Origin of the sequence: Microcoleus sp. OTE_8_concoct_300 (genome assembly GCF_031383065.1) — a bacterium.
Classification (GTDB): Bacteria; Cyanobacteriota; Cyanobacteriia; order Cyanobacteriales; family Microcoleaceae; genus Microcoleus.
This window is the reverse complement of sequence record NZ_JANMZH010000607.1, coordinates 1-20,830: the sequence shown is the minus strand read 5'-3', so window position 1 is coordinate 20,830 and position 20,830 is coordinate 1. Positions and strand designations below refer to the sequence as shown.

Sequence of the window (20,830 nt, the reverse complement as noted above, 5' to 3'; positions counted from 1 at the left end):
CCTGGGGAAACATTTACAGTGGATACATCCACGCTCAAATAATGCCTGTAGTTATAATGAGAATTGCGATTGTCAATGATATGGCTATGGCAGTGGAAGCCCTCAAGCGAGTGCTGCTAACCGTTCCAGGTTATGAAGTGGCATGGATTGCACGGGATGGTGCAGATGCGGTTGCCCACTGCGCTAAAGACACCCCCGACTTAATTTTGATGGATCTATTCATGCCAATCATGGACGGTGTGGAAGCCACCAGCCAGATCATGAAACAGTCTCCCTGTGTGATTCTGATTGTGACGGCAAGCGTGGGAAAGAATGCCGGGAAGGTGTTTGAGGCAATGGGGCATGGTGCCCGTGATGCAGTGAACACTCCCGTCTTAGGAATCCCAGGAAGTCCAGAGTCTGCCCAACCGCTACTGACAAAAATTGCGACTCTTAGTAAGCTAATTGGCAAATCATCTCAATCCTCAACTCCAAAATCCCAAACTTCAAAATTTACTTCATTCTCTACACCTTCGAGCCTACTCCCTCCCCTAGTGGCGATCGGGTCCTCAACAGGTGGCCCCAAAGCTCTAGCCACTATTCTCTCCCGCCTACCAGCAAACTTCGGTGCGGCTATTGCGATTATTCAACATGTCGATCAACAGTTTTCGGCGGGGTTGGTGGATTGGCTGAATCAACAAACACCCTTGACAGTGAAAGTAGCCAAAATTGGCGATCGGCTGGAGAAAGGTATTGTCTTAGTTGCAGGTACAAATGATCACCTCAGTCTTCGTTCTGATTTCACTCTGCATTACACAAAAGAACCGATTGACTATCCCTACCGCCCATCAGTAAATGTGTTCTTTAAGAGTCTTGCCCAATACTGGAACCACAAGGCAACCGCCGTTTTACTGACTGGGATGGGACAAGACGGTGCTGAGGGAATGAGTATTTTGCGATCGCGGGGATGGCACACGATCGCTCAGGATGAGAAAAGTTGTGTTGTATATGGAATGCCCAAAGCGGCAGTTCAGCTAAATGCAGCGGTTGAAGTTCTGCCTCCTGAAGCGATCGGCGATCGGTTAGTTCAGCGAGTTTTGTTCAAATAACTCGGTATTCTCAATGTGAACTATAGCCTTTCTCAGAAAGATGAGGTACTCATGGGCATAGGGCATAGGGCATAGGGAATAGGGCATAGGGCATAGAGCATACCTCACTTTTTTGAGAACCGCTATATGATGAAGCCAAGATAAAGAAGTAGATGAGCGATACAAATTTGGTAAACTAGACAATCAACTGTAAAGTCACCACTTCCTTTTTACCAAAAACGATCGTAGGTTTTTTTTCAATAGTTTTATCTCAAGAGTTTTATCAGAGCATTGCTTAAATAGAATATCAAAGAACACTTGCTTACTGATATCAACTCCGCTACCTGAGGAATTGTAAAATCGAATCAACAGTCAATACTCAACTATCATTCAGTTTTTAGACTGACAGTTAACAGTCAACAGTCAACAGTCAACAGTCAACAATAATTCCGGTGCAACCGGAATTGATATGAAGTCCCTCGATTCGCATAAATTCCAGCCCGAAAGAAACGTAAGTTTTCCGCATCCCGTTTATTTTGTATAATACTAAAGTAGTTATCCAGCGAGAGAAAAAAACAATGGCTGCAAACCAGCCAGATATCGATATTGCCCCCTTTATCGACTACGGCCTGATCGACCCCTCCGCCACGCCAGAGCAATTAGAAAACTGCTGCCAACAAGCAGATAGATTTGGCTTTGTCACAGTTTGCGTGTATCCCGCCTATGTCCGACAAGCAGTTGAGCTGCTGCACGGCAAGCGCCCGAAAGTCTGTACTGTCATAGGTTTTCCCACCGGTGCTTCGACTTCAACTGCGAAGATCTATGAAGCCCTCGAAGCAGCAGATAATGGAGCGGTAGAGTTAGATGTTTCTGTTAATTTAGGATTGCTGAAAGCGGGCAAAATCGACGAATTCCACCGGGAATTAGCCCAAATTTGCGAAGAAACCAATCTCACCATCAAAGCAATTATCGAAAGTTCGCTGCTTTCGGATGCCGAAAAACAATTAGCGGCCGAGATTTGCATGGAAGCCGGCGCCAGCTACATCAAAACCAACACCGGCTTTTTTGGTCCGGCGAAAGTTGAGGATGTGCGACTGCTGAAGGAAGTTACGAAGGGACGGATGGGGATTAAAGCGGCCGGCGGAATTCGCACTCACGAACAAGCTTTAGATTTGATCGTCGCTGGTGCAACTCGTTTGGGGACTTCCCGCGGCCCGGAATTAATCCGCGAGCGGGATAATTTAGATAAAAGTCATTAGTCAGTTGTCAGTTGTCAGTAACTGGTTCCAAGGCTCTGCCTGGGAACCCATATTTAGAGGCTCTGCCTCGGCTGGGATTAGGAGGCAGAGCCTCCGGATCTGCGTTACCAGGCAGATCCTGGTAACGAGTATCTAATAAAAGTTCTGCGTCGCGGACTGTTTTTGCTACTGTCCTTGTAAATCTAAAATCTAAAATCTAAAATCGAGTGACTCGAACTTACAAAGCAACTGGAATCAATCTCAAGAGTGCGCCGATCGGGGAATCCGATCGAGTGCTGACTGTTTTGACGCGGGAATTCGGCTTAATTCGAGCCGTAGCACCGGGTGTTCGCAAACAGCGATCGACCATTGGCGGTAGAAGCGAATTATTTGTTGTCAACGAATTGCTAATTGCCAAAGGCCGATCGCTCGACAAAATTACCCAAGCCGACACGGTACAATCCCATCCGGGTTTGAGCCGCAACCTCGGGAAACTCGCAGCGGCGCAATATCTGGCCGAATTGGCGATCGCAAGTGCCCTTTCCGACGAACCCCAAGAAGAACTCTTTTGGTTGCTGGGCGAACATTTGAGCCGTTTGGAGGGTTTGTCCGATCGCACAGAAATCCAATCCGCCGCCGTGCTTGTCGCCCACCTCACCCACGGCATTTTTCACCTGCTAGCCTTAGCGGGTCTGGCGCCCCAAGTCCAAGTCTGCTGCGCCACCAGACACCCGCTCATCCCAAATTTCAGCGATCCGAACTGGCAAACCGGGTTTAGTATACCCTCTGGGGGAACCTTCAGCTTGTCCGAACTAGCTAATTTAGAGGCAGAACTCTCTTCAGAAATCGGTAGCTTGTACAAATCCGCCTCCCGTTCCCGGCAAACGAATGGCAGCAAACACTTGACAAATTTCAACATTAATGCTAAAGAATTAGCAGCGCTGCAACAGTTGGCTAGTCCCGAACTAGGAGAGGGGATTGCCGATCGAACAACTTGGGTATCTGTCGAAAATATTTTGCGGCAATATGCCCAGTATCATTTAGGTTGCACGATTAGATCGGGAAGCTCGATCGATACCTACTTAGAGAGTTTTGAGTTTTAAATTTTGAGTGTTGACTTAAATAGGTGAAGGAACGATCATACATCGCACCCCCAGCCTGGGGGATAGCCGAACCTGCCGGCAATTTCAGGCAAATTCTCAAGATTGTTGCGACATCAGATAATAGATAGAGTTGACACTCCCCTGCCTAAAGGCGAGGGGATTCTTAATTCAGCGACTGACCTTTAAGTGTTACGTCCTTTCGGCAATACTCAAACCTTTTAACCGTGAGAATTCCACCAATTAACGAGCCTGATTCGCAGCCACCCCAGAGGGTCTATCTCCAAAAGCTTACTAGGATACTGACCTAGAGTTTGGGTGTGCCCCACCCTACTTAACAAGCCTAGAATAGTTTGTTTTTCTGGTTTTGAGACTGTGTTAAGCCTCTAGCTGTTTAAAGAGTTTTCGCCGCTCTTTGCCCCCCGGTTTATGCCTAAAAGTGTGTCTCATGTCCCGTTTCACGATGGCAAAGGAGTTTAACCTCGACTATTGCAGTATACTACGATTACTGGAATTGCCAGAAGTTTTAGGAATAAATTAAAGCCGTCCTAAAAGGACGGGGTTTTAGACCCAACTCCTTTGATAAAGTTACGAGATTATTAATAAACTTAGGGGTTAAAACCTCAATTTGAAATCCCCATCCCCCCAACCTCCACCCTCCCAGGCGAGCGACCCCAAATCCTATGATGCGACTGTCCGATTCTGATTTGACAATATCTGTTTTAGCTGTGACCCACCACAAAATGGAAGAACGAGAAAATTTTCCCGATTTTCGCTCGGAACCCGCCTTGACCGATCGACAATGGAGCAACGTCGAAGACCCAGAAATGGATAAATATCCCACAACGTCAGAAACAGAGTCAAGCAACGGCAAAAGCCAAGAACCCGAAGCAATCCCCCCGCTGGCAACAGCAGACCCAGCAGCGGAGAGCTCGGAAGCATTAGCCGAAACTCCCGAAAAAGAAACAGGATTTCTGCCAGTTCTGAAAAACCGAAATTTTCTAGCATTGTGGAGTGGGCAAGTTTTTTCCCAACTAGCAGATAAAGTTTATCTCGTACTGACGATCGCTCTGGTGGCCAGCCGCTTTCAAGCGCCAGATCAAACCATCAGCAGGTGGGTATCAGCAATCATGATCGCCTTTACCATTCCCGCAGTGCTGTTCGGGGCCGCAGCGGGCGTGTATGTCGATAGGTGGTCGAAAAAAGCAGTGCTCGTAGCCACAAACCTGCTGCGGGGAGCCTTCGTTTTAACATTGCCCGTGCTGCTGTGGCTCTCTGACGGGTGGGAACTTGGTCAACTGCCGCTCGGATTCTGCTTGCTGCTGCTAGTGACATTCCTAGTCTCGACTCTAACTCAATTTTTCGCCCCAGCAGAACAGTCAGTGATTCCCCTAATTGTGGAACGCCGCCACCTGCTCTCAGCAAACTCGCTCTACACCACAACCATGATGGGTTCGGTGATTATTGGCTTTGCAGTCGGAGAACCCTTACTAGCTTTAGCCGACACCCTATTTACCAACCTCGGCGGCGGACTGGGAATCGGCAAAGAATTAGTAGTAGGCGGAAGTTACGCCTTCGCCGGAGTGCTGTTGCTGTCGATGAAAACAGGCGAAAAAAACGAAGCCGAACACGAACCGCCACACCCCCTAGCAGATTTGCAAGACGGCCTGCGTTACATCAACGATCAACCGAAAGTCCGCAATGCTTTAATTCAACTAATTATTCTATTTTCCATTTTTGCAGCCTTGGCAGTTCTAGCAGTTCGGCTGGCAGAAATCCTCCCCGGTATGAAAGCGTCACAATTTGGCTTTTTGCTGGCTGCGGTGGGCGTCGGTATGGCTGGTGGGGCGACGACAGTCGGCTATCTCGGCCACAAATTTTCTCACTCCCAACTGAGTTTAATCGGATCTATCGGCATGGCACTGGCTCTGATGGGTCTTTCTGCATTTACACAGCATTTGTGGATTTCGGTGCTGTTCATTACCCTGTTGGGTTTATTTGCCTCATTGGTGGGAGTGCCGATGCAGACTACAATTCAAGCAGAAACCCCAGAAGAAATGCGGGGAAAAGTCTTCGGGCTGCAAAACAATGCCACTAATATCGCTTTGAGTTTACCGTTGGCTTTGGCCGGGGTAGCGGAAACATTTCTGGGTTTGCCGACAGTATTTTTGGCCTTAGCAGGATTAGCCATCGCTGGCGGTGTCTTAACCTGGTATATTTCCCGTAGCAGTAATACCAAAGTCGATCGAATCTAAAAAATAACAAACTCTGATTTACTGGAATGCACATCGCTTGGCTAGGAAAAAAATCACCTTTTTGCGGTAACGTCACTTACTCCAGGGAAGTCACCAACGCACTGTTAGACCGGGGATACCAGGTCAGTTTCCTGCACTTTGCCCAAGAAGCGGGCCCACTCGACAGGAACAATACGGCGTGGAGCATGGCAAATGGTTCGTGGGGAAAAGGAATTGCTCAAACCTCATATACCAATTCGCTCTCGCCCGCCAGTTGCAACGAAGTGTCTTTACCTTGTCACTACAAATCGCAAATTTATACGATTCCCACTCTCAAGTCCCGCACAGTGCTGATGAAATCTCTGCGGCGGCTCAAACCCGATGTTGTTCACGCTTCCCTGACGCTTTCGCCTCTAGACTTTTTGCTGCCGGAAATTTGTCAAGAATTGAATTTGCCTCTGGTGGCGACTTTTCACCCGCCGTTCGATCGCAAATTGCGGAATTTGACATCGGGAACGCAACACCTGATGTATCAACTGTACGCTCCGTTTTTGGCTCACTACGACTCGACGATCGTATTTTCTTACATTCAGCGAGATATTTTGGTGCGCTTGGGAGTGCCGGAAGAACGGGTGGCGGTGATTCCCAACGGAGTAGACGCGGTGAAGTATTCGCCCGGGCCTTCGGGGTTGAAGTCGCAATTAAAAGCCGATCGAGTTTTTGTTTACCAAGGCCGCATTGCCCCGGAGAAAAATGTCGAGGCCCTGCTCAAGGCCTGGAAACAGTGCAATTTTGGCAGGGGTAACGTGTTGGCGATCGTAGGCGACGGGCCCCTAGCCGCGTCGCTGCAACTGTCTTACGGCGAAGAGGAGGGCATTGTGTGGCTCGGATTTGTGGCCGAGGAGGAACGCCGGATCGAAATTTTGCGGGGTGCAGACGTATTTATTTTGCCTTCTTTGGTGGAGGGACTGTCCCTGTCGCTGCTGGAAGCGATGGCCTGCGGTTTGGCTTGTTTGGCCACCGATGCCGGTGCTGACGGCGAGGCCTTGGAGGAAGGGGCGGGGATAGTTTTGAACACTCAGCGGGTACGGAGTCAGTTGCAAACCTTGCTGCCGCTGTTTTGGGAGCATCCTGAGTTTGGATCGCTGCTTGGTCAAAAAGCACGCCAACGGGCGATCGAGCGGTACACTCTCAGTCAGAATATTACTGAGTTGGAAAAGCTGTACTCAGAGGTTTTGCAAAAGCAGCGCGTACTAATTCGGGGTTTAGCATGAATGTTTTGATTGCTCGTTCCCAGGCTAAGGCCTGGGAACGCAGATCCGGAGGCTCTGCCTCCTCCTTTGTCCCAAGCGAGGCTCTTTTACTCGTTCCCAGGCCTTAGCCTGGTAACGCAGATCCGGAGGCTCTGCCTCCATTTTCCAACCGAGGCAGAGCCTCTAGATATAGGTTCCCAGGCAGAGCCTCGGAACCAGTTAAAGGAAGTCGTGTCTCTACCCGTGGATATTTACTCGTTACCAGGCCTTAGCCTGGTAACGCAGATCCGGAGGCTCTGCCTCCATTTTCGGGCCGAGGCAGAGCCTCTAGATATGGGCTCCCAGGCAGATCCTGGGAACGAGTCAACATTGCTCGTTGCCTACCCTCCCGGGCGCAAATAATCCAAAAGTCGATCGCCCGAATCGGCCCGAATCAAAGCAACCACAACATCCGGCAAACTTCCCAAACTCGGATAAACAAAATAACGCGGTTCCCACCGCGGCCCAAACTTATCTTTAAAACTGTGCAATCCCTTAAAATTATAAAACTTGCTCAAGTGATCCGAAAGATAAATCAAAACCTTTTCCAACCGCCCGGATTTCTGGGCTTCTCCGACTCCGGCCAAAGCCGACAAACCCAAATCAAATTCTTGATATCCCAATTCTTGACAATGCTGCAACATTGAAGCAAACAAACACTCCATCGTGCCATTTTCCACCTCAGTGCGACGCCGCATTAAATCAACTCCAACTACCCCATTCCCCGCCGATATCATATTAGCAAAAGCACTAATTCTACCGTCGGGAGTGTGGATAGCTACGGCGGGAGTTTCCCGCAAATATGCCTCGTCAAACCAACCCACCGAAAACTTTTTTTCCGCACCCTGAACTATTTGCAGCCACTCGTCGCTCACGAGTTTCATTTGCCGCATCAATTCGGAACTTAAAGGAGGTTCGTAAAATTCGATTTGATGGCCGGCTTTTGTAAGTCTGTTGATAGCAGTTCTCAAGTTTTGATTGCTCTTGCCTTTGAGAGTAAAAGTTTTGAGATTGACAATAGCTTCTTCGCCAATTTGCACCACTCGAAAACCGAGAGTAGAATACATTTCTATATCCTGGGGCAAAGTTTGATAAAATGCTGGATACCAATCATTGCGATCGCAAAATTCTTGAAACCCTAGAATTGCTTCTTTGCGGTCTTCAGGAGGTCCGATGGGGTCTCCCAAAGCAATCGCACCTCTACCTTTGGGCACATAGGCGATCGTACTTTTTCCCGACACACTAAAATAATAAGATTTATCCGGAAGCAAGGCCAGTCTCGCTAGCGTTGTCCGCCCGTATTTTGCTACAACTTCTTGAGCTTTATTCCGTTCCGAAATACTTGCCGAATTTCGCAGCAGCACCGGCCGCAGCAGCATCAAAAGTGCGTAGCCAAGCGTTACGGTACCCACAGCATAAATAGAATCGGCAAAAAAGTTAGCAAACCGAGTTTGCGGAACCAACCCCGCATTGTCCGCCGTAAAAAACATGGCAAAAGTCTGGAACAAAGCTGTGTCTAAATCAAAATTAACCGCTTTTTCGTTAACTTGAAAAGCCCCATCCAGAATGTAAAAACCCGCCGTCCCGTAAGCCAGCGTAAACAGCAAAGCCCCCAGCAAAACCCGGATTCCTTGAGCAATGGAAGGGCGATCGGATTTAGCCGTAAACGTCTGCCGCATCACCAACAACTGAAACAGCAGCACCCCAGAAAGCAAGCTTTCTTCAACATCCAATCCCTTGACTAAATGAATTACAATAGAAACGATTAACAATCCCACAGTCAGCAACCAAGCAATCCGCTTTCGCCGCAACAAATTAGTTGCCAGAGTTAGCAGCATAAATCCGATCACTGCTGCAAAAAAATGCCCGCCCGCACGCACGGGAAAAGGGAAAAATGGTTCTAGCCAATTTCGGCGATCGGGTAAACTGGGAGTTACAGCAGACAGCAGGTTAATAACTCCTACCAATCCGGTTAACAATGATGCAGTCCAGAGTCCAATCCTAGTTTTTTGGGGTAACACTGTTGACCTTTCTAATTTTTCTGTGTGGCCAGTGATATTTTAAACTGTTTTCCAACATAGCTCAAAGAATCGGCTAAATGCTTGTGCCAATAATTCCAACCGACATCCGGGCCCACAATCCCGTGTCCTCCCGGAAATTTGTTAAACTCGTTGGCTATACCCAAACTGTTTAATTGCTCGTGAAACTGTTGAGTGGAAATCAGAAATTTTTCGTCTGCTTCCCCGGCATCCAAATAAGCGCGCAACCGCTGTTTATCTTTAAAAGGGAGTTTTTCCACTAAATATTTAGGACTGTTAGCCTTGCCGCTTTGATCTGTAAAATAACCGCTGTGGCTGAACAGAATATTAAAATTATTCAAGTAGCGCAAACCGATATTAAAAGCTCCCCAACCCCCCGAAGATTGTCCTCCCATTGCCCAGAATTTGGGGTCTTCCAGCGTTCTGTAGCGCGATTTTACGATGGACACTAACTCGGAGCCGATCGCGCTTCCCACCTTACCGTTGGGCCCGTCAAAATACTGCGGGTCCCACAAAGGACTCGTACCCCGCTTGTCGTTCCCGTCAGGAGTAATTACAATTGATGGCGGCAATCTTTTGCTTTTATATAAATCGTGAAGCACAGAAGTAACAGCAGCTTTGTCCTGATAAGCGCGCGCGTCTCCGTGCCCGCCGTGCAGCAAAAAAATCACTGGATAGCGCTGTTTTGGATTTTTTGCGTACCCAGGCGGCAAAATTAAGCCGTAGGTGCGCTCTGAATTCATAGCTACACTTTTATATGTTTTGAGTTGAAAATTTAAGTCAGGATCAGCCACTACTTTCGGAGGGTCTAACTGAGGTGCTCCGGCAATAAAAACGTACCAGTATCCAGTCGCACCGAGGAGGAGGATTGTACTCGCACCGATACCTAAAACTTTTCCCAGCCACTTAGGCATAATGTTAGTTGACAGTTGACGGTTGACAGTTGACGGTTGTTGGTTGTTGATTATTTGTTATTTGTTATTTGTTACATATAAAATCATTAATACCCAATGCCCAATGACCAATTCCCGATTCCCAATGCCCAATGCCCAATGCCCAATGCCCCATTCCCAACAAAATGACTTATCAAAATCCCGCTCCTACAGTTGATATTATCATCGAATTAGCCGATCGGCCCCATCGCCCGATCGTACTCATAGAACGTCGCCATCCTCCCTACGGCTGGGCGATTCCCGGCGGCTTTGTCGATTACGGGGAATCGGTAGAAACGGCGGCCAAACGCGAAGCTTTAGAAGAAACGAGCTTGAATGTAGAATTAATTGAGCAATTTTACGTTTATTCGGACCCAAATCGCGACGCCCGCAAACATACTATCAGTATTGTATTCTTGGCTTCTGCAACGGGCGAACCTCAAGCCGCCGACGATGCTAAAAATTTACAAGTTTTTGAATCTTGGCAGATTCCCCATCAATTATGTTTCGATCACGATCGCATTTTACGAGATTATTGGCGTTACCGTCATTATGGATTGCGTCCGCGTTTGTAGGAGGGGAGTTTTTGTTTCGTTCATCTCACATTTTGCACCAATGTCAGGAACAGGCAAGATGCCTGTTCCACAAAAAAAACTCAATGTTATTGTGGAACGGGCTTCTAGCCCGTCAGGAACAGGCAAGATGCCTGTTCCACAAAAAAAACTCAATGTTATTGTGGAACGGGCTTCTAGCCCGTTCTTGAGAATGTTGCAGCATCTGAGTTCATCCAACTAAATTTTATGACAATCTTGACAATATTAGGCGGAGGTGCTTGGGGTTCGGCACTGGCAAATCTGGGAGGCAAAAAAGGATCTCGAGTTAATTTGTGGTCGCGCAGCAGTTCTTTTAATCTAGAATCAGTTATAACAGGTGCGGATGTTGTTGTTTCGGCAGTTTCGATGAAAGGAGTGGGAGCAACGGTCGATCGGCTGCTGGCGTTAGAGTTAAGTCCCGGTACAATTATAGTTACTGTTACCAAAGGTTTAGACCCCGGGAGCACGCGCACTCCGTCTCAAATTTGGCAAAATGCCTTTCCTAACAATTCAATAGTGGTACTTTCGGGCCCTAATCTTTCCGAGGAAATTCAGCAAGGATTGCCGGCTGCAACGGTAGCGGCGAGTTGGGATTTAGCGGCGGCCAAGCAAGTGCAAAATATTTACAGTTCTGATATTTTTCGGGTTTATGTGAATGAAGACCCGCTGGGGACTGAGTTAGGTGGAACTTTGAAAAATGTATTTGCGATCGCCGCTGGTGTTTGCGACGGTTTACAATTAGGAACTAATGCTAAATCTGCTTTGCTGACTCGCGCTTTGCCGGAAATGATTCGGGTGGGAGTTCGTTTGGGAGCTCGCGCAGAAACTTTTTATGGTTTGTCAGGTTTGGGAGATTTGCTCGCTACTTGCAACAGTCCTTTATCGCGCAATTATCGGGTTGGTTTCGGATTAGCTAAAGGCAAATCATTAGAGCAAATTTTGCAGGAATTGCAGAGCACTGCTGAGGGAGTCAATACTACTAATGTGTTGATTGATTTAGCTAATCAACGCACCATTGAAGTACCTGTTTCTCGTCAAGTTTATCGCTTATTAAATGGTGAAATTACTCCTGAACAAGCTGTTTTATCGCTGATGGAACGAGCTTTGAAACCGGAGTAAGTAAGTTTTTTAGCATTAAAACTTAACTCTTTGGGCGGGCAAGATGCCCACCCCACAAGAAGTTTTCAGAAAAATTATCCACAATAAATTCACTCTTTGTGGAACAGGCATCTTGCCTTTTTCTGACGCACTTTAAAACCGGAGTAAGTAAGTTTTTTAGCATTAAAACTTAACTCTTTGGGCGGGCAAGATGCCCACCCCACAAAAAGTTTTCAGAAAAACCATCCACAATAAATTCACTCTTTGTGGAACAAGCATCTTGCCTGTTGCTGACAATGATCCAAGATGTGAGATGAATGGTATTTACTTAGCGCCGTAATAAAAAGCGATTTCTTTCTCTTTCAGCGGTGCAAAGTTTGCCGCCACCAGCATTTTATCGAGTTCCTCTTGTCCGATGTGTTTGACACCGATTCGGACAATGCGCGATCGCATTGTATTTGACACGCCACTGCGCTGTCTGCCGGCTTCTAATCCCATCACTTGCTTGTAGAGGTCTAATTTTGCTTGCGGAATCGGAGTACCGTCAAAGTCGATTCCAGAGGCGATCGCAACATCGATCGCATCTGCACCAGTTGTAGATTGAGCCGCTGAGTTTGTTTCTGAAGACATTGTGCAAATTAAATAAAAAGGACGATCGTCATAAAAAGTAGTTTAGTCCTAAAAGTACCAAAGTTGAGCACCAAACTCTAGCACAGCTCAAAACAACGTAAACTCGTGAAACAAGCTAAACAGTTCGCCCCACAGTGTTCGATTAGTGTTCGATTAAGGACTGTTTGGCCGGGGGGCGAGATCCTTGAGCATTTCTTCAAACAACGGATTCCCAAAACTCATCAATTGCACTGAAGCATTTTCGTCAAAGATATCCGGGTAAAATGTTACAGCATAATCGCGACTTTTATAGTTAAGATGCCAAGTGCTAAAATAATTGCAGAATTTTTTACCATAAGACCAATGTCCTCGCAGTCCCAGAAGTTGCAATAAATCGAAAACTTCGAGCGTGTCAATGTGCATCGGCGTGGCGGATAATAATAAGAGCGATTCCCTACGGGATAGCTTCGCTTCACGGCTTTTTTCTCGCAACTGCTGCATTAACTGTAGTAAGCGATTGGGAGTTTCCTTGCGGTTTTGCGGGCTTTGGCGGCGGGCGTGATGCACTTCATCCAGAATCACCAAATCCCACGGTTGCGCGTCTAAAAGCTGTTTGTGCGATCGCTCCGACGGACTAAATGAGATGATGCTAAAATGAGATTTTGGGAATTCCAAATATTCTCTTCCCCTGACCGAAAGCATCCAGGATACAAGCCCCCGGATTCATTCCTTCGCAGACTCAGGACCCAGAAATTAAAAACCTGTATCCGATGAAACTTGCCCCCCGCATTTATCCGTGGGGTCAATGCTTCAATTCTTTAATCTAAAATCTAAAATCTCAAATCTCAAATAGATTGACTGACTCCTCTCCCCATAGGAATTTTTAAATTCACCTTTGCTATAACTCCAAAAGTGCAAGTTAAATTTTTCACGCAATTCTTCGTGCCATTGCGGCTGAATGCTGGCGGGTGCTAAAATCAACACAGGTTTGACTTTTTTGCTGATGAGTAAGTAAGGCAGAATCAACCCGGTTTCGATGGTTTTTCCCAATCCAACTTCATCCGCAATTAAGAAACTTTTCGGGAAATTTGCCGCAACACCGAAGCGCGAGAAAACGATAAATGTTTGCGCCAATACCAGCGATGCAATCTTTAAATGGATTGCCGCCGTGTTCGTAATAAACCTGCTGGTTTAACAGATTTACGGGCATGATTTTCTCGATGAATAGGTGAGGGCGCAGGATTTGTTAGTTGTTGGTTATTGTTTATTCTACTTCCAGGCTGTGCCTGGTAACGCAGATTCGGAGGCTCTGCCTCCAATTTATCCAAGCAGCAAACGAGGCAGAGCCTCGCTTACATCGGTTCCAAGGCAGAGCCTGGGAACCAGTTAAATCTGTATTGGTATTATCCCCAAAATTTATAGATTAATATTCAAATAGCTCTGCTTTTTCAATGATAAACCATTCGTGGTACAATACTGCTAAGAAAAACTCTTCTCCTTTTGGTCGATCGCACACAGCCATATATCCAGATACAAACATATCATCATCAAAAGTTGTATCCTTAAGAAACAGAGTCAGCGAGTTGCCATCCGCGCTCCAAATTGTCCGCAAAATTGTGATATTTTGGTGACGAGATGCTTCAACTGGCAATAACACCCACCGCCCCTCAATTTCGATAAATTCTGGTTCGCCGTATCTCAACTCAGACTCCCATGTCTCCGGGCCTTCGTGCTTCTCAATAATTCGATCCCACCGCACTGTTTTAATCTTTGCTAAAGTTTCGTTTGACAAATCAGCTACTTTCATCACATTAATCTCCTAATAAAATTAACTGGTGCCAAGGCTCTGCCTAGGAACCGATGTAAGCGAGGCTCTGCCTTGTTTGTGGCTTGGATAAATTGGAGGCAGAGCCTTTTGATATGCGTTACCAGGCAGAGCCTGGAAACGAGTAATCTCCAATAAAATTCCTAAGGCTTTTAAAGCATTTGAACCATTGCCATTGGCAATTTTACCAAACCAATAATGTGCCTCTTCATTACTCATCGCCATAATTCCCTCACCAATATTAGCAATTCGTTCGGTTTTCGAGATCGAGCGGCTGAAAACTTCCCGGATTAGGGTTTTAATGCCATCAGTTGCGAAGGTATTGGCAAAGAATTTATTGGCATCTCGATCAACTTGAGGTGCAGTTCCTTCAACTACCAGCCGCAATTTTGCTGCAAATAAATCTAGAGACAAGTCTCCCGATAAAATCTTATCTCTGGGCACGCAGGTATCAAAGATTAATGGCAGCATCTCAAAGCTCCTTAACTAATAATATCAATTCCGATGAATAGCGGAATTATTATCTCTCTCTTGTCTCCCTCTGTGTTCTCTGCGTTCTCTGCGGTTAAATCATTCCGATATCCAATAACTAATGACTAAAATCGACATTGCCCCCGCTGACAATTACCCCAACTCTCGCATTTTCAGCTTTCACAACACCTGAAAGCAAAGCTGCTGCCCCCAGCACTCCAGTCGGCTCGACAACTATCTTCATCCGTTCCCACATAAAAAACATTGTGCTGCGAATTGCCTCTTCTGAAACTGTTGCCATATCATCAACATAATGCAGCACCAAAGGAAAGGTTAATTTCCCCAAAGATGGCGTGCGCGCACCGTCAGCAATCGTATCCGGGTTAGTAACAGTTTGTAGCGTTTTCGTGCGGAACGATCGCGTCGCATCGTCTGCTTGCTGGGGTTCTACCCCGATTACTTTACACTGCGGAGACAAAGTTTTTGCCCCGATCGCGCATCCCGACAGCAAACCCCCGCCACCGCAACAAACTAACAGCAAATCCAACTCCCCAACTTCTGCGAGTAATTCCAGCGCCGCCGTACCTTGTCCCGCAATCACCCACGCATGATCATAAGGAGGAATAATTGTCAAGTGGCGTTCTGCGCCAATTTTAGCGGCTAACTCTTCGCGGGAAACTTGAGTACGATCGTACAAAATAATCTCTGCACCGTAGCCACGAGTCGCCTCTTGCTTAACTTTTGGCGCATCTGCCGGCATCACGACAGTAGCAGGAATTCCCAACAACTGTCCCGCCAGGGCGATCGCCTGCGCGTGATTTCCCGAAGAAAAAGTCAGCACTCCCCGCTGTTTTTCGGCTTCAGATAGCTGCATTAAAGCATTGCAAGCACCCCGAAATTTAAACGAACCCGTGCGCTGAAAGTTCTCGCACTTAAAAAATACCTGAGAATTTGTGCGTTTGTTGAAAGTTTCCGAAGTCAGCACCGGCGTCTTGAAAGCTTTGCCCTGCAAGCGATTTGCCGCCGCTTCCACATCTGCGAAACAGACTTGTAAGGGATGAGGGGTACAGAAGTGGGTACTCATAGATTTTAGATTTGGACGATCGAGGACTTTATTTGTAGGATGGGCATGGCCCGCTTCACTCCTACCATTAAATTATAAATTTTTATTATATTTTGGACGATAAGAATTATTAGGTGTTGCGCTTAATGGTTAAAAAAGCTGTTGACTAAAATCAAAGTTATGACAATTTACTATCAAAAAGTAAACAGACGTTTGTACTTGCACAGGAGAGGGATTAATGAATACAAATTTAACCATTGCCCGATTAATTGTAGGGAAACGGCACGGCGCAGTGTCCTGATTTTGGGTAATATCAAATCCGTTCGCATCGGAATTATTCATCTCTCTCTTCCCTTTCTCTGTGTCCTCTGTGTCCTCTGCGGTTTAATCATTCCGATACAACCGGCAGGGATATAACGGGTAAAATAAACCGGATTGGATGGTGAAATTGCCCTCGCGAGTGCGATCGACTCCCACCATCGACAACAACGCAAAAGAGGACACGGCAATGCCATTTCCCTACCCAAAAAATAGCGCCTAAATTGTTTAATATCAAATCCGGTAGCATCGGAATTATTCATCTCTGTATTCTCTCCCTCTGCGTTCTCTGCGCCCTCTGTGGTTAAATCATTCCGATGCAACCGGAAACGATATAACAATTAAAAAAAGGACACAGTATTACTATGTCCTTACCTCTGTATTGTAGGAACACGGCATTGCCGTGTCCCCACCCGTACCGCCCATATCCCGATTAGGATTCTTGCCGTTTAGAACAAGAACAATTCAGAATTACCGGTCGGTCCCAAATTGACATCGACAGTTGCAAACAAACTGTTACCGCCAACAGTAGCACCGTTGCTATCGTAATACAGCTTAGTAGACCCAGGCAAACTGTCGTAGATAGCCATGATCGACGGCCCGGTTAAAGTTGCTTCGAGCGCAGTTACAGAAACTGTACTGCTGTAAGCGTAGAAACTCGAACCCAAAGGCCCTCCGGTGGTAAACGCTGCAAAACCAGTTTTGTTGAGGTTAATTACATCATCAGCAACGTTGTAAGTGGTAATTAAATCCCCGCCGCCAGCAGCAGTTCCGCTGAACACAAACACATCCAAACCAGAACCGCCGCTGAGAACATTGGTTCCCAAACCACCGATTAAAGTGTCATTCCCGGTGCCGCCGTTGAGTGTATCGCTACCGCCACCGCCGAAGAGGCTGTCATTACCATCGTCGCCGGAAATGCTGTCGTTACCCAAACCGCCGTCGAAAATGTCCGCACCAGAACCGCCGCTGAGGATGTCAGCAAACTGAGTACCAGTGACGCTGTTATCACCCGCATTTCCTGTAAACAAGACAGGCGAGGTAAAGTTGTAACCGCCAGGACCAGAACCGAAATTGTTAGATGCGGTGGGGAAAGTGTTTCCAGCCGCAGTTAAATCGGCAACGCTGCCGGAGTTGGTAGGAGTGCCTGCAGAAGGTGCGATCGTACCTGTAAATACAAAGTCCGCCGTTCCCAGATTGGTAGTAGCAGTACCCAAATTAGCAATCAAGGTAGAACCACCGGCCAGCGTACCGTTCGAGTCAAAATACAACACCGTTTCGTTCGAGGCATTAGTAAATGCGAAGAAACCAGCAGTTGTAGAATTGCCCACGGCTTTAGCTTGTGCAGCTTGCAAAGAGGCATAACTGCCGCCTGTGAAAATCACTAACTCTTTGCCAGTAATGTCAGGATTTGAACCGCTAACACCGTCAAAGTTAGTCGTAGTCAAATTGCCGAAAGCGCTCGCGGTAAACTGGAATTTGTCTACCCCAATGGTAAAGTCAGTAATCGTATCGCCGCCTTCGCCTACTGCTTTGTAAACAAAGAGATCCGCACCAGCACCGCCAGTCAGAATATCTGCACCGCTGCCGCCGCTGAAGATGTCAGCAAACTGAGTACCTGTGACGCTGTTAGCACTGTCATTGCCGGTAAATAAGACAGGAGTGGTGAAGTTGTAACCGCCAGGACCTGAACCGAAATTGTTAGATGCGGTTGGGAAAGTATTCCCAGCCGCAGTTAAATCGGCAACGCTGCCGGAGTTGGTAGGAGTGCCCGCAGAAGGTGCGATCGTACCTGTAAATACAAAGTCCGCCGTTCCCAGATTGTTAACAGTAGTACCCAAATTAGCAATCAAGGTAGAACCACCGGCTGCGGTACCGTTCGAGTCAAAATACAACACCGTTTCATTCGACGCATTAGTAAATGCGAAGAAACCAGCAGTTGTAGAACTGCCTAGGGCCTTAGCTTGTGCATCTTCCACCTTCGCATAAGTTCCGCCGGTGAAAATCACTAACTCTTTGCCAGTAATGTCAGGAGTAACCCCGCTAACACCGTCAAAGTTAGTCGTAGTCAAATTGCCGAAAGCGCTCGCGGTAAACTGGAATTTGTCTACCCCAATGGTAAAGTCAGTAATTGTATCACCGCCTTCACCTGCTGCTTTGTAAACAAAGAGATCCGCACCAGCACCGCCAGTGAGAATGTCAGCACTGCCGCCACCAGTGATAATGTCAGCAAACTGAGTACCAGTGACGCTGTTAGCAAAGTCATTGCCGGTAAATAAGACAGGAGTGCTGAAGTTGTAACCGCCAGCACCTGAACCGAAATTGTTAAAGGCGGTGGGGAAAGTGTTGCCAGCAGCAGTTAAATCGGCAACGCTGCCGGAGTTGGTAGTAGTACCAGTCACAGCAGAGGCGATCGTACCTGTAAATACAAAGTCCGCCGTTCCCAGATTGTTAACAGTAGTACCCAAATTAGCAATCAAGGTAGAACCACCGGCGACCGTACCGTTCGAGTCAAAATACAACACAGTCTCGTTCGACGCATTAGTAAATGCGAAGAAACCAGCAGTTGTAGAATTGCCCAGCGCCTTAGCTTGTGCAGCTTCCAAAGAGGCATAACTGCCGCCTGTGAAAATCACTAACTCTTTGCCAGTAATGTCAGGAGTAACCCCGCTAACACCGTCAAAGTTAGTCGTAGTCAAATTGCCGAAAGCGCTCGCGCTAAACTCGAATTTGTCAGTTCCCGACTTAAAGTCGGTAATTTTATCGCCGCCTTCTTTAGTTGTCCTGTAAACAAACAGATCCGCACCACTGCCACCGCTTAGGACATCCAAACCGAGGCCGCCGGTGATGGTATCGTTGCCGTCGCCGCCCTTGAGGCTATCGTTAAAATTGCTGCCGACAATCTTGTCATCGCCTGCTAAACCATCGTAATTAACTGGGGCCGGAGAAGTGGTGAAATCCACAGTGTCAGCACCAGCAGTACCGACAGGAATATTTAGTGGCGGGCCCGTGAAGACAAAGTTACTGAGTTGCAGGCGAATGCTGGCCGAGAAACTGGCCACAATTTCAAAGCGCGCCCCAACAGCAAATACCAGCACAGAACGGCCGGTAGTGGCATCTATAAACTGACAGAAAATAGGCTCGTCTGGGTTGCCACCCAAAGCTGCAAACCGCGCTTGCAAAGTCGCGATGCTGGTAACAGTGGTATCCAGGGTGAAGTCGAGCAAATTACCGATGAGCGACCCAACAGTAGAAGTAGCAGTAATCACCTGTAGGTTCAAACTAGCGCTGAGACTAAAAGCTGCGTTAGAAAGCTCTAAAACATCCTCAGCGACATTAAAGTCAGTAATGAAGTCAGCTTCTACAACTGTTTGAATCTGTTGGCGGGAAGTGCGGTAAATAAAGCGATCCTTGCCAGCACCCCCAATTAGAGTATTGGTTCCTTCGCCGCCTTCGATCTCGTCATCATCATCGCCGCCTTTAATTTTGTCGTTGCCCAAGCCTCCTTTTATTTTGTTTTTGCCTTTACCGACTTCGATATCGTCATCGTCATCGCCGCCGTCGATATCGTTATCGCCATCGCCGACTTTAATTTTGTCCTTGCCTTTGCCACCGATGATTTTGTTTTTGCCTTTACCGACTTCGATATCGTCATCGTCATCGCCGCCGTCGATATCGTTATCGCCATCGCCACCTTTAATTTTGTCCTTGCCTTTGCCGCCGATGATTTTGTCCTTGCCGAGGCCGGCTGTAATGTCATCGTCACCATCGCCGCCTTCGATGTCGTTATCGAGTGTCGCAGAACCGACAATAACTTGAGGCTCTGTCTTGCCAGCAAACTTAAAGACATTTTGCTCGACTTTCAAGCTAAAACGCTGGCCGGTGAAAACGTTTCTACCGTTGCTAACATCAAAACTAAAAGTAGCCGCACCGATAAAACCGACTGTCGCTTTGAAAGTTAACAAGCCTGCGTTAATGTCTGCTTGAGAGAAGGTAAAACCGCCTTGTGTTACGGCGACTCCATTAAAGAATAGTTGCCCGGTTGTAGCAGGGGGCAGCTCGGTTAGCGTATAGATTATTCCGCTAGGACCTTGCTGGGGATCGACAAAACTCAACAACTCAGGAGTAATAGTTTGCGAGCCGCCGCTGGAACCAGCAGTCAGGCTTTTATTAGCATCCTGTCGCGGAGGGTTAAAAATCGGCCTCGGAGTTGGAGTTGGAGTTGGAGTTGGAGTTGAATCGGTAACTCCCAAAAAGTCGCCAGCATCGAGAACCGTTGCGGTGACATTCAACAATAGCGCCAGCGTCAAGTTATTGACCCGAATTTCGGTATTGCTACTGACTTGTACAAACGACAAGCTGCTAAAGTTCAAGCCACCAACCAGCAGAAACTTGTCCTCGCCGTCTTCGTAGTCAGTGATGACTGAACTCCCGCCGCTTGTAGGGTTACTCAGGACAAAAACGTCATCTCCAGCACCCCCGACACAGGTATTGTTGCCAGTACCGCCAACGATCGTATCGTTGCCGTCGCCGCCCATCAGCGTATCGTCGCCGCCGCCGCCGCCACCGCCAACGCTGTCGTCGCCGCCGCCGCCGTCTGCCATGTCATTGCCCTCGCCAGTCACGAGGGTATCGTCACCGTCACCGCCCATCAAGGAGTCATCGCCAGCACCGCCCATCACGCTGTCGTCGCCGTCGTCACCCATGCAAGCGTCGTTGCCGTCGCCGCCCATCACGGTATCGTCGTCGTCGCCGCCCATCACGGTATCGTCGCCGTCGTCGCCTCCACAGTTGTCGCTGCCGGCACCGCCCATCACGGTATCGTCGCCGATGCCGCCCATCACGGTATCGTCGCCGTCGTCGCCTCCACAGTTGTCGCTGCCGGCACCGCCCATCACGGTATCGTCGCCGATGCCGCCCATCACGGTATCGTCGCCGTCGTCGCCTCCAC

The 20,830-nt window shown here is 47.7% G+C and carries 17 protein-coding genes; 8 read left to right on the top strand and 9 right to left on the bottom strand.

The features are described 5' to 3' along the window. Window positions 1-41 precede the first annotated feature (41 nt). The 5 genes from ACUVJL_RS27940 (at window position 42) to ACUVJL_RS27920 (ending at window position 6,913) form a co-directional block, all read left to right on the top strand. A complete protein-coding gene (locus ACUVJL_RS27940) occupies window positions 42-1,088 on the top strand; it encodes a chemotaxis response regulator protein-glutamate methylesterase (protein WP_445248823.1) in 1,047 nt (348 codons plus the stop codon). Window positions 1,089-1,645: 557 nt separating this feature from the next. Beyond that, window positions 1,646-2,326, top strand: coding sequence for a deoxyribose-phosphate aldolase (deoC, locus tag ACUVJL_RS27935; RefSeq protein WP_445248822.1), 681 nt, complete (start codon window positions 1,646-1,648; stop codon window positions 2,324-2,326). Window positions 2,327-2,532: 206 nt separating this feature from the next. Next, window positions 2,533-3,408: a DNA repair protein RecO gene (recO, locus tag ACUVJL_RS27930; protein WP_445248821.1), complete on the top strand. Its 876-nt coding sequence runs from the start codon at window positions 2,533-2,535 to the stop codon at window positions 3,406-3,408. Window positions 3,409-4,088: 680 nt separating this feature from the next. After that, window positions 4,089-5,660, top strand: coding sequence for an MFS transporter (locus ACUVJL_RS27925; protein WP_445248820.1), 1,572 nt, complete (start codon window positions 4,089-4,091; stop codon window positions 5,658-5,660). A gap of 26 nt (window positions 5,661-5,686) precedes the next feature. Beyond that, a complete protein-coding gene (locus tag ACUVJL_RS27920) occupies window positions 5,687-6,913 on the top strand; it encodes a glycosyltransferase family 4 protein (RefSeq protein WP_445248819.1) in 1,227 nt (408 codons plus the stop codon). Window positions 6,914-7,272: 359 nt separating this feature from the next. Here ACUVJL_RS27920 and ACUVJL_RS27915 read toward each other — a convergent pair whose 3' ends face one another. Together ACUVJL_RS27915 and ACUVJL_RS27910 are read right to left on the bottom strand one after the other, a co-directional pair. Then, entirely contained in the window at window positions 7,273-8,952 is a 1,680-nt protein-coding gene (locus tag ACUVJL_RS27915; RefSeq protein WP_445248818.1) for a phosphatidylglycerol lysyltransferase domain-containing protein, read from the bottom strand. An 11-nt stretch (window positions 8,953-8,963) separates the two neighbouring features. Continuing rightward, the gene (locus ACUVJL_RS27910; protein ID WP_445248817.1) at window positions 8,964-9,884 is read right to left on the bottom strand and encodes an alpha/beta hydrolase; all 921 of its coding nucleotides are present in this window, start codon (window positions 9,882-9,884) and stop codon (window positions 8,964-8,966) included. Window positions 9,885-10,048: 164 nt separating this feature from the next. On the opposite strand from ACUVJL_RS27910, the gene ACUVJL_RS27905 reads away from it, so the two are divergent. From ACUVJL_RS27905 to ACUVJL_RS27895, 3 genes are read left to right on the top strand one after another with little or no spacing between them, the layout of a single operon-like run. Beyond that, on the top strand, window positions 10,049-10,477 hold the full coding sequence (locus ACUVJL_RS27905) for an NUDIX domain-containing protein (protein ID WP_445248839.1): 429 nt from the start codon (window positions 10,049-10,051) through the stop codon (window positions 10,475-10,477). Between the two features lie 58 nt (window positions 10,478-10,535). Then, on the top strand, window positions 10,536-10,697 hold the full coding sequence (locus ACUVJL_RS27900) for a hypothetical protein (protein ID WP_445248816.1): 162 nt from the start codon (window positions 10,536-10,538) through the stop codon (window positions 10,695-10,697). A 5-nt stretch (window positions 10,698-10,702) separates the two neighbouring features. Continuing rightward, window positions 10,703-11,614, top strand: coding sequence for an NAD(P)H-dependent glycerol-3-phosphate dehydrogenase (locus tag ACUVJL_RS27895; RefSeq protein WP_445248815.1), 912 nt, complete (start codon window positions 10,703-10,705; stop codon window positions 11,612-11,614). A 303-nt stretch (window positions 11,615-11,917) separates the two neighbouring features. On the opposite strand, the gene ACUVJL_RS27890 is transcribed toward ACUVJL_RS27895, so the two are convergent. The 7 genes from ACUVJL_RS27890 to ACUVJL_RS27860 form a co-directional block, all read right to left on the bottom strand. Next, the gene (locus ACUVJL_RS27890) at window positions 11,918-12,223 is read right to left on the bottom strand and encodes a small RNA NsiR4-regulated ssr1528 family protein (RefSeq protein ID WP_333170677.1); all 306 of its coding nucleotides are present in this window, start codon (window positions 12,221-12,223) and stop codon (window positions 11,918-11,920) included. 153 nt (window positions 12,224-12,376) lie between these two features. Next, window positions 12,377-12,877 carry a hypothetical protein gene (locus ACUVJL_RS27885; RefSeq protein WP_445248814.1) on the bottom strand — a complete coding sequence of 167 codons (501 nt, stop codon included), beginning with the start codon at window positions 12,875-12,877 and terminating at the stop codon, window positions 12,377-12,379. A 135-nt stretch (window positions 12,878-13,012) separates the two neighbouring features. After that, entirely contained in the window at window positions 13,013-13,336 is a 324-nt protein-coding gene (locus ACUVJL_RS27880) for an SNF2-related protein (RefSeq protein WP_445248813.1), read from the bottom strand. A gap of 289 nt (window positions 13,337-13,625) precedes the next feature. Then, window positions 13,626-14,009 carry a hypothetical protein gene (locus ACUVJL_RS27875; RefSeq protein WP_445248812.1) on the bottom strand — a complete coding sequence of 128 codons (384 nt, stop codon included), beginning with the start codon at window positions 14,007-14,009 and terminating at the stop codon, window positions 13,626-13,628. Window positions 14,010-14,030: 21 nt separating this feature from the next. Next, window positions 14,031-14,498 (bottom strand): DUF7680 family protein, encoded by a 468-nt coding sequence (locus ACUVJL_RS27870; protein WP_445248811.1) that lies wholly within the window; start codon window positions 14,496-14,498, stop codon window positions 14,031-14,033. A 118-nt stretch (window positions 14,499-14,616) separates the two neighbouring features. Beyond that, window positions 14,617-15,582, bottom strand: coding sequence for a threo-3-hydroxy-L-aspartate ammonia-lyase (locus ACUVJL_RS27865; protein ID WP_445248810.1), 966 nt, complete (start codon window positions 15,580-15,582; stop codon window positions 14,617-14,619). A 746-nt stretch (window positions 15,583-16,328) separates the two neighbouring features. Continuing rightward, window positions 16,329-20,830: beta strand repeat-containing protein (locus ACUVJL_RS27860; protein ID WP_445248809.1), on the bottom strand; the 4,502-nt coding region annotated here is incomplete at its 5' end.

Bases quoted from the DNA above. Each gene is read 5' to 3' on its own strand.
- ACUVJL_RS27940 (WP_445248823.1), top strand. From the start codon at position 42: ATGCCTGTAGTTATAATGAGAATTGCGATTGTCAATGATATGGCTATG.
- deoC (WP_445248822.1), top strand. From the start codon at position 1,646: ATGGCTGCAAACCAGCCAGATATCGATATTGCCCCCTTTATCGACTAC.
- ACUVJL_RS27925 (WP_445248820.1), top strand. From the start codon at position 4,089: ATGATGCGACTGTCCGATTCTGATTTGACAATATCTGTTTTAGCTGTG.
- ACUVJL_RS27920 (WP_445248819.1), top strand. From the start codon at position 5,687: ATGCACATCGCTTGGCTAGGAAAAAAATCACCTTTTTGCGGTAACGTC.
- ACUVJL_RS27910 (WP_445248817.1), bottom strand. From the start codon at position 9,884: ATGCCTAAGTGGCTGGGAAAAGTTTTAGGTATCGGTGCGAGTACAATC.
- ACUVJL_RS27905 (WP_445248839.1), top strand. From the start codon at position 10,049: ATGACTTATCAAAATCCCGCTCCTACAGTTGATATTATCATCGAATTA.
- ACUVJL_RS27900 (WP_445248816.1), top strand. From the start codon at position 10,536: ATGCCTGTTCCACAAAAAAAACTCAATGTTATTGTGGAACGGGCTTCT.
- ACUVJL_RS27895 (WP_445248815.1), top strand. From the start codon at position 10,703: ATGACAATCTTGACAATATTAGGCGGAGGTGCTTGGGGTTCGGCACTG.
- ACUVJL_RS27890 (WP_333170677.1), bottom strand. From the start codon at position 12,223: ATGTCTTCAGAAACAAACTCAGCGGCTCAATCTACAACTGGTGCAGAT.
- ACUVJL_RS27875 (WP_445248812.1), bottom strand. From the start codon at position 14,009: ATGAAAGTAGCTGATTTGTCAAACGAAACTTTAGCAAAGATTAAAACA.
- ACUVJL_RS27870 (WP_445248811.1), bottom strand. From the start codon at position 14,498: ATGCTGCCATTAATCTTTGATACCTGCGTGCCCAGAGATAAGATTTTA.
- ACUVJL_RS27865 (WP_445248810.1), bottom strand. From the start codon at position 15,582: ATGAGTACCCACTTCTGTACCCCTCATCCCTTACAAGTCTGTTTCGCA.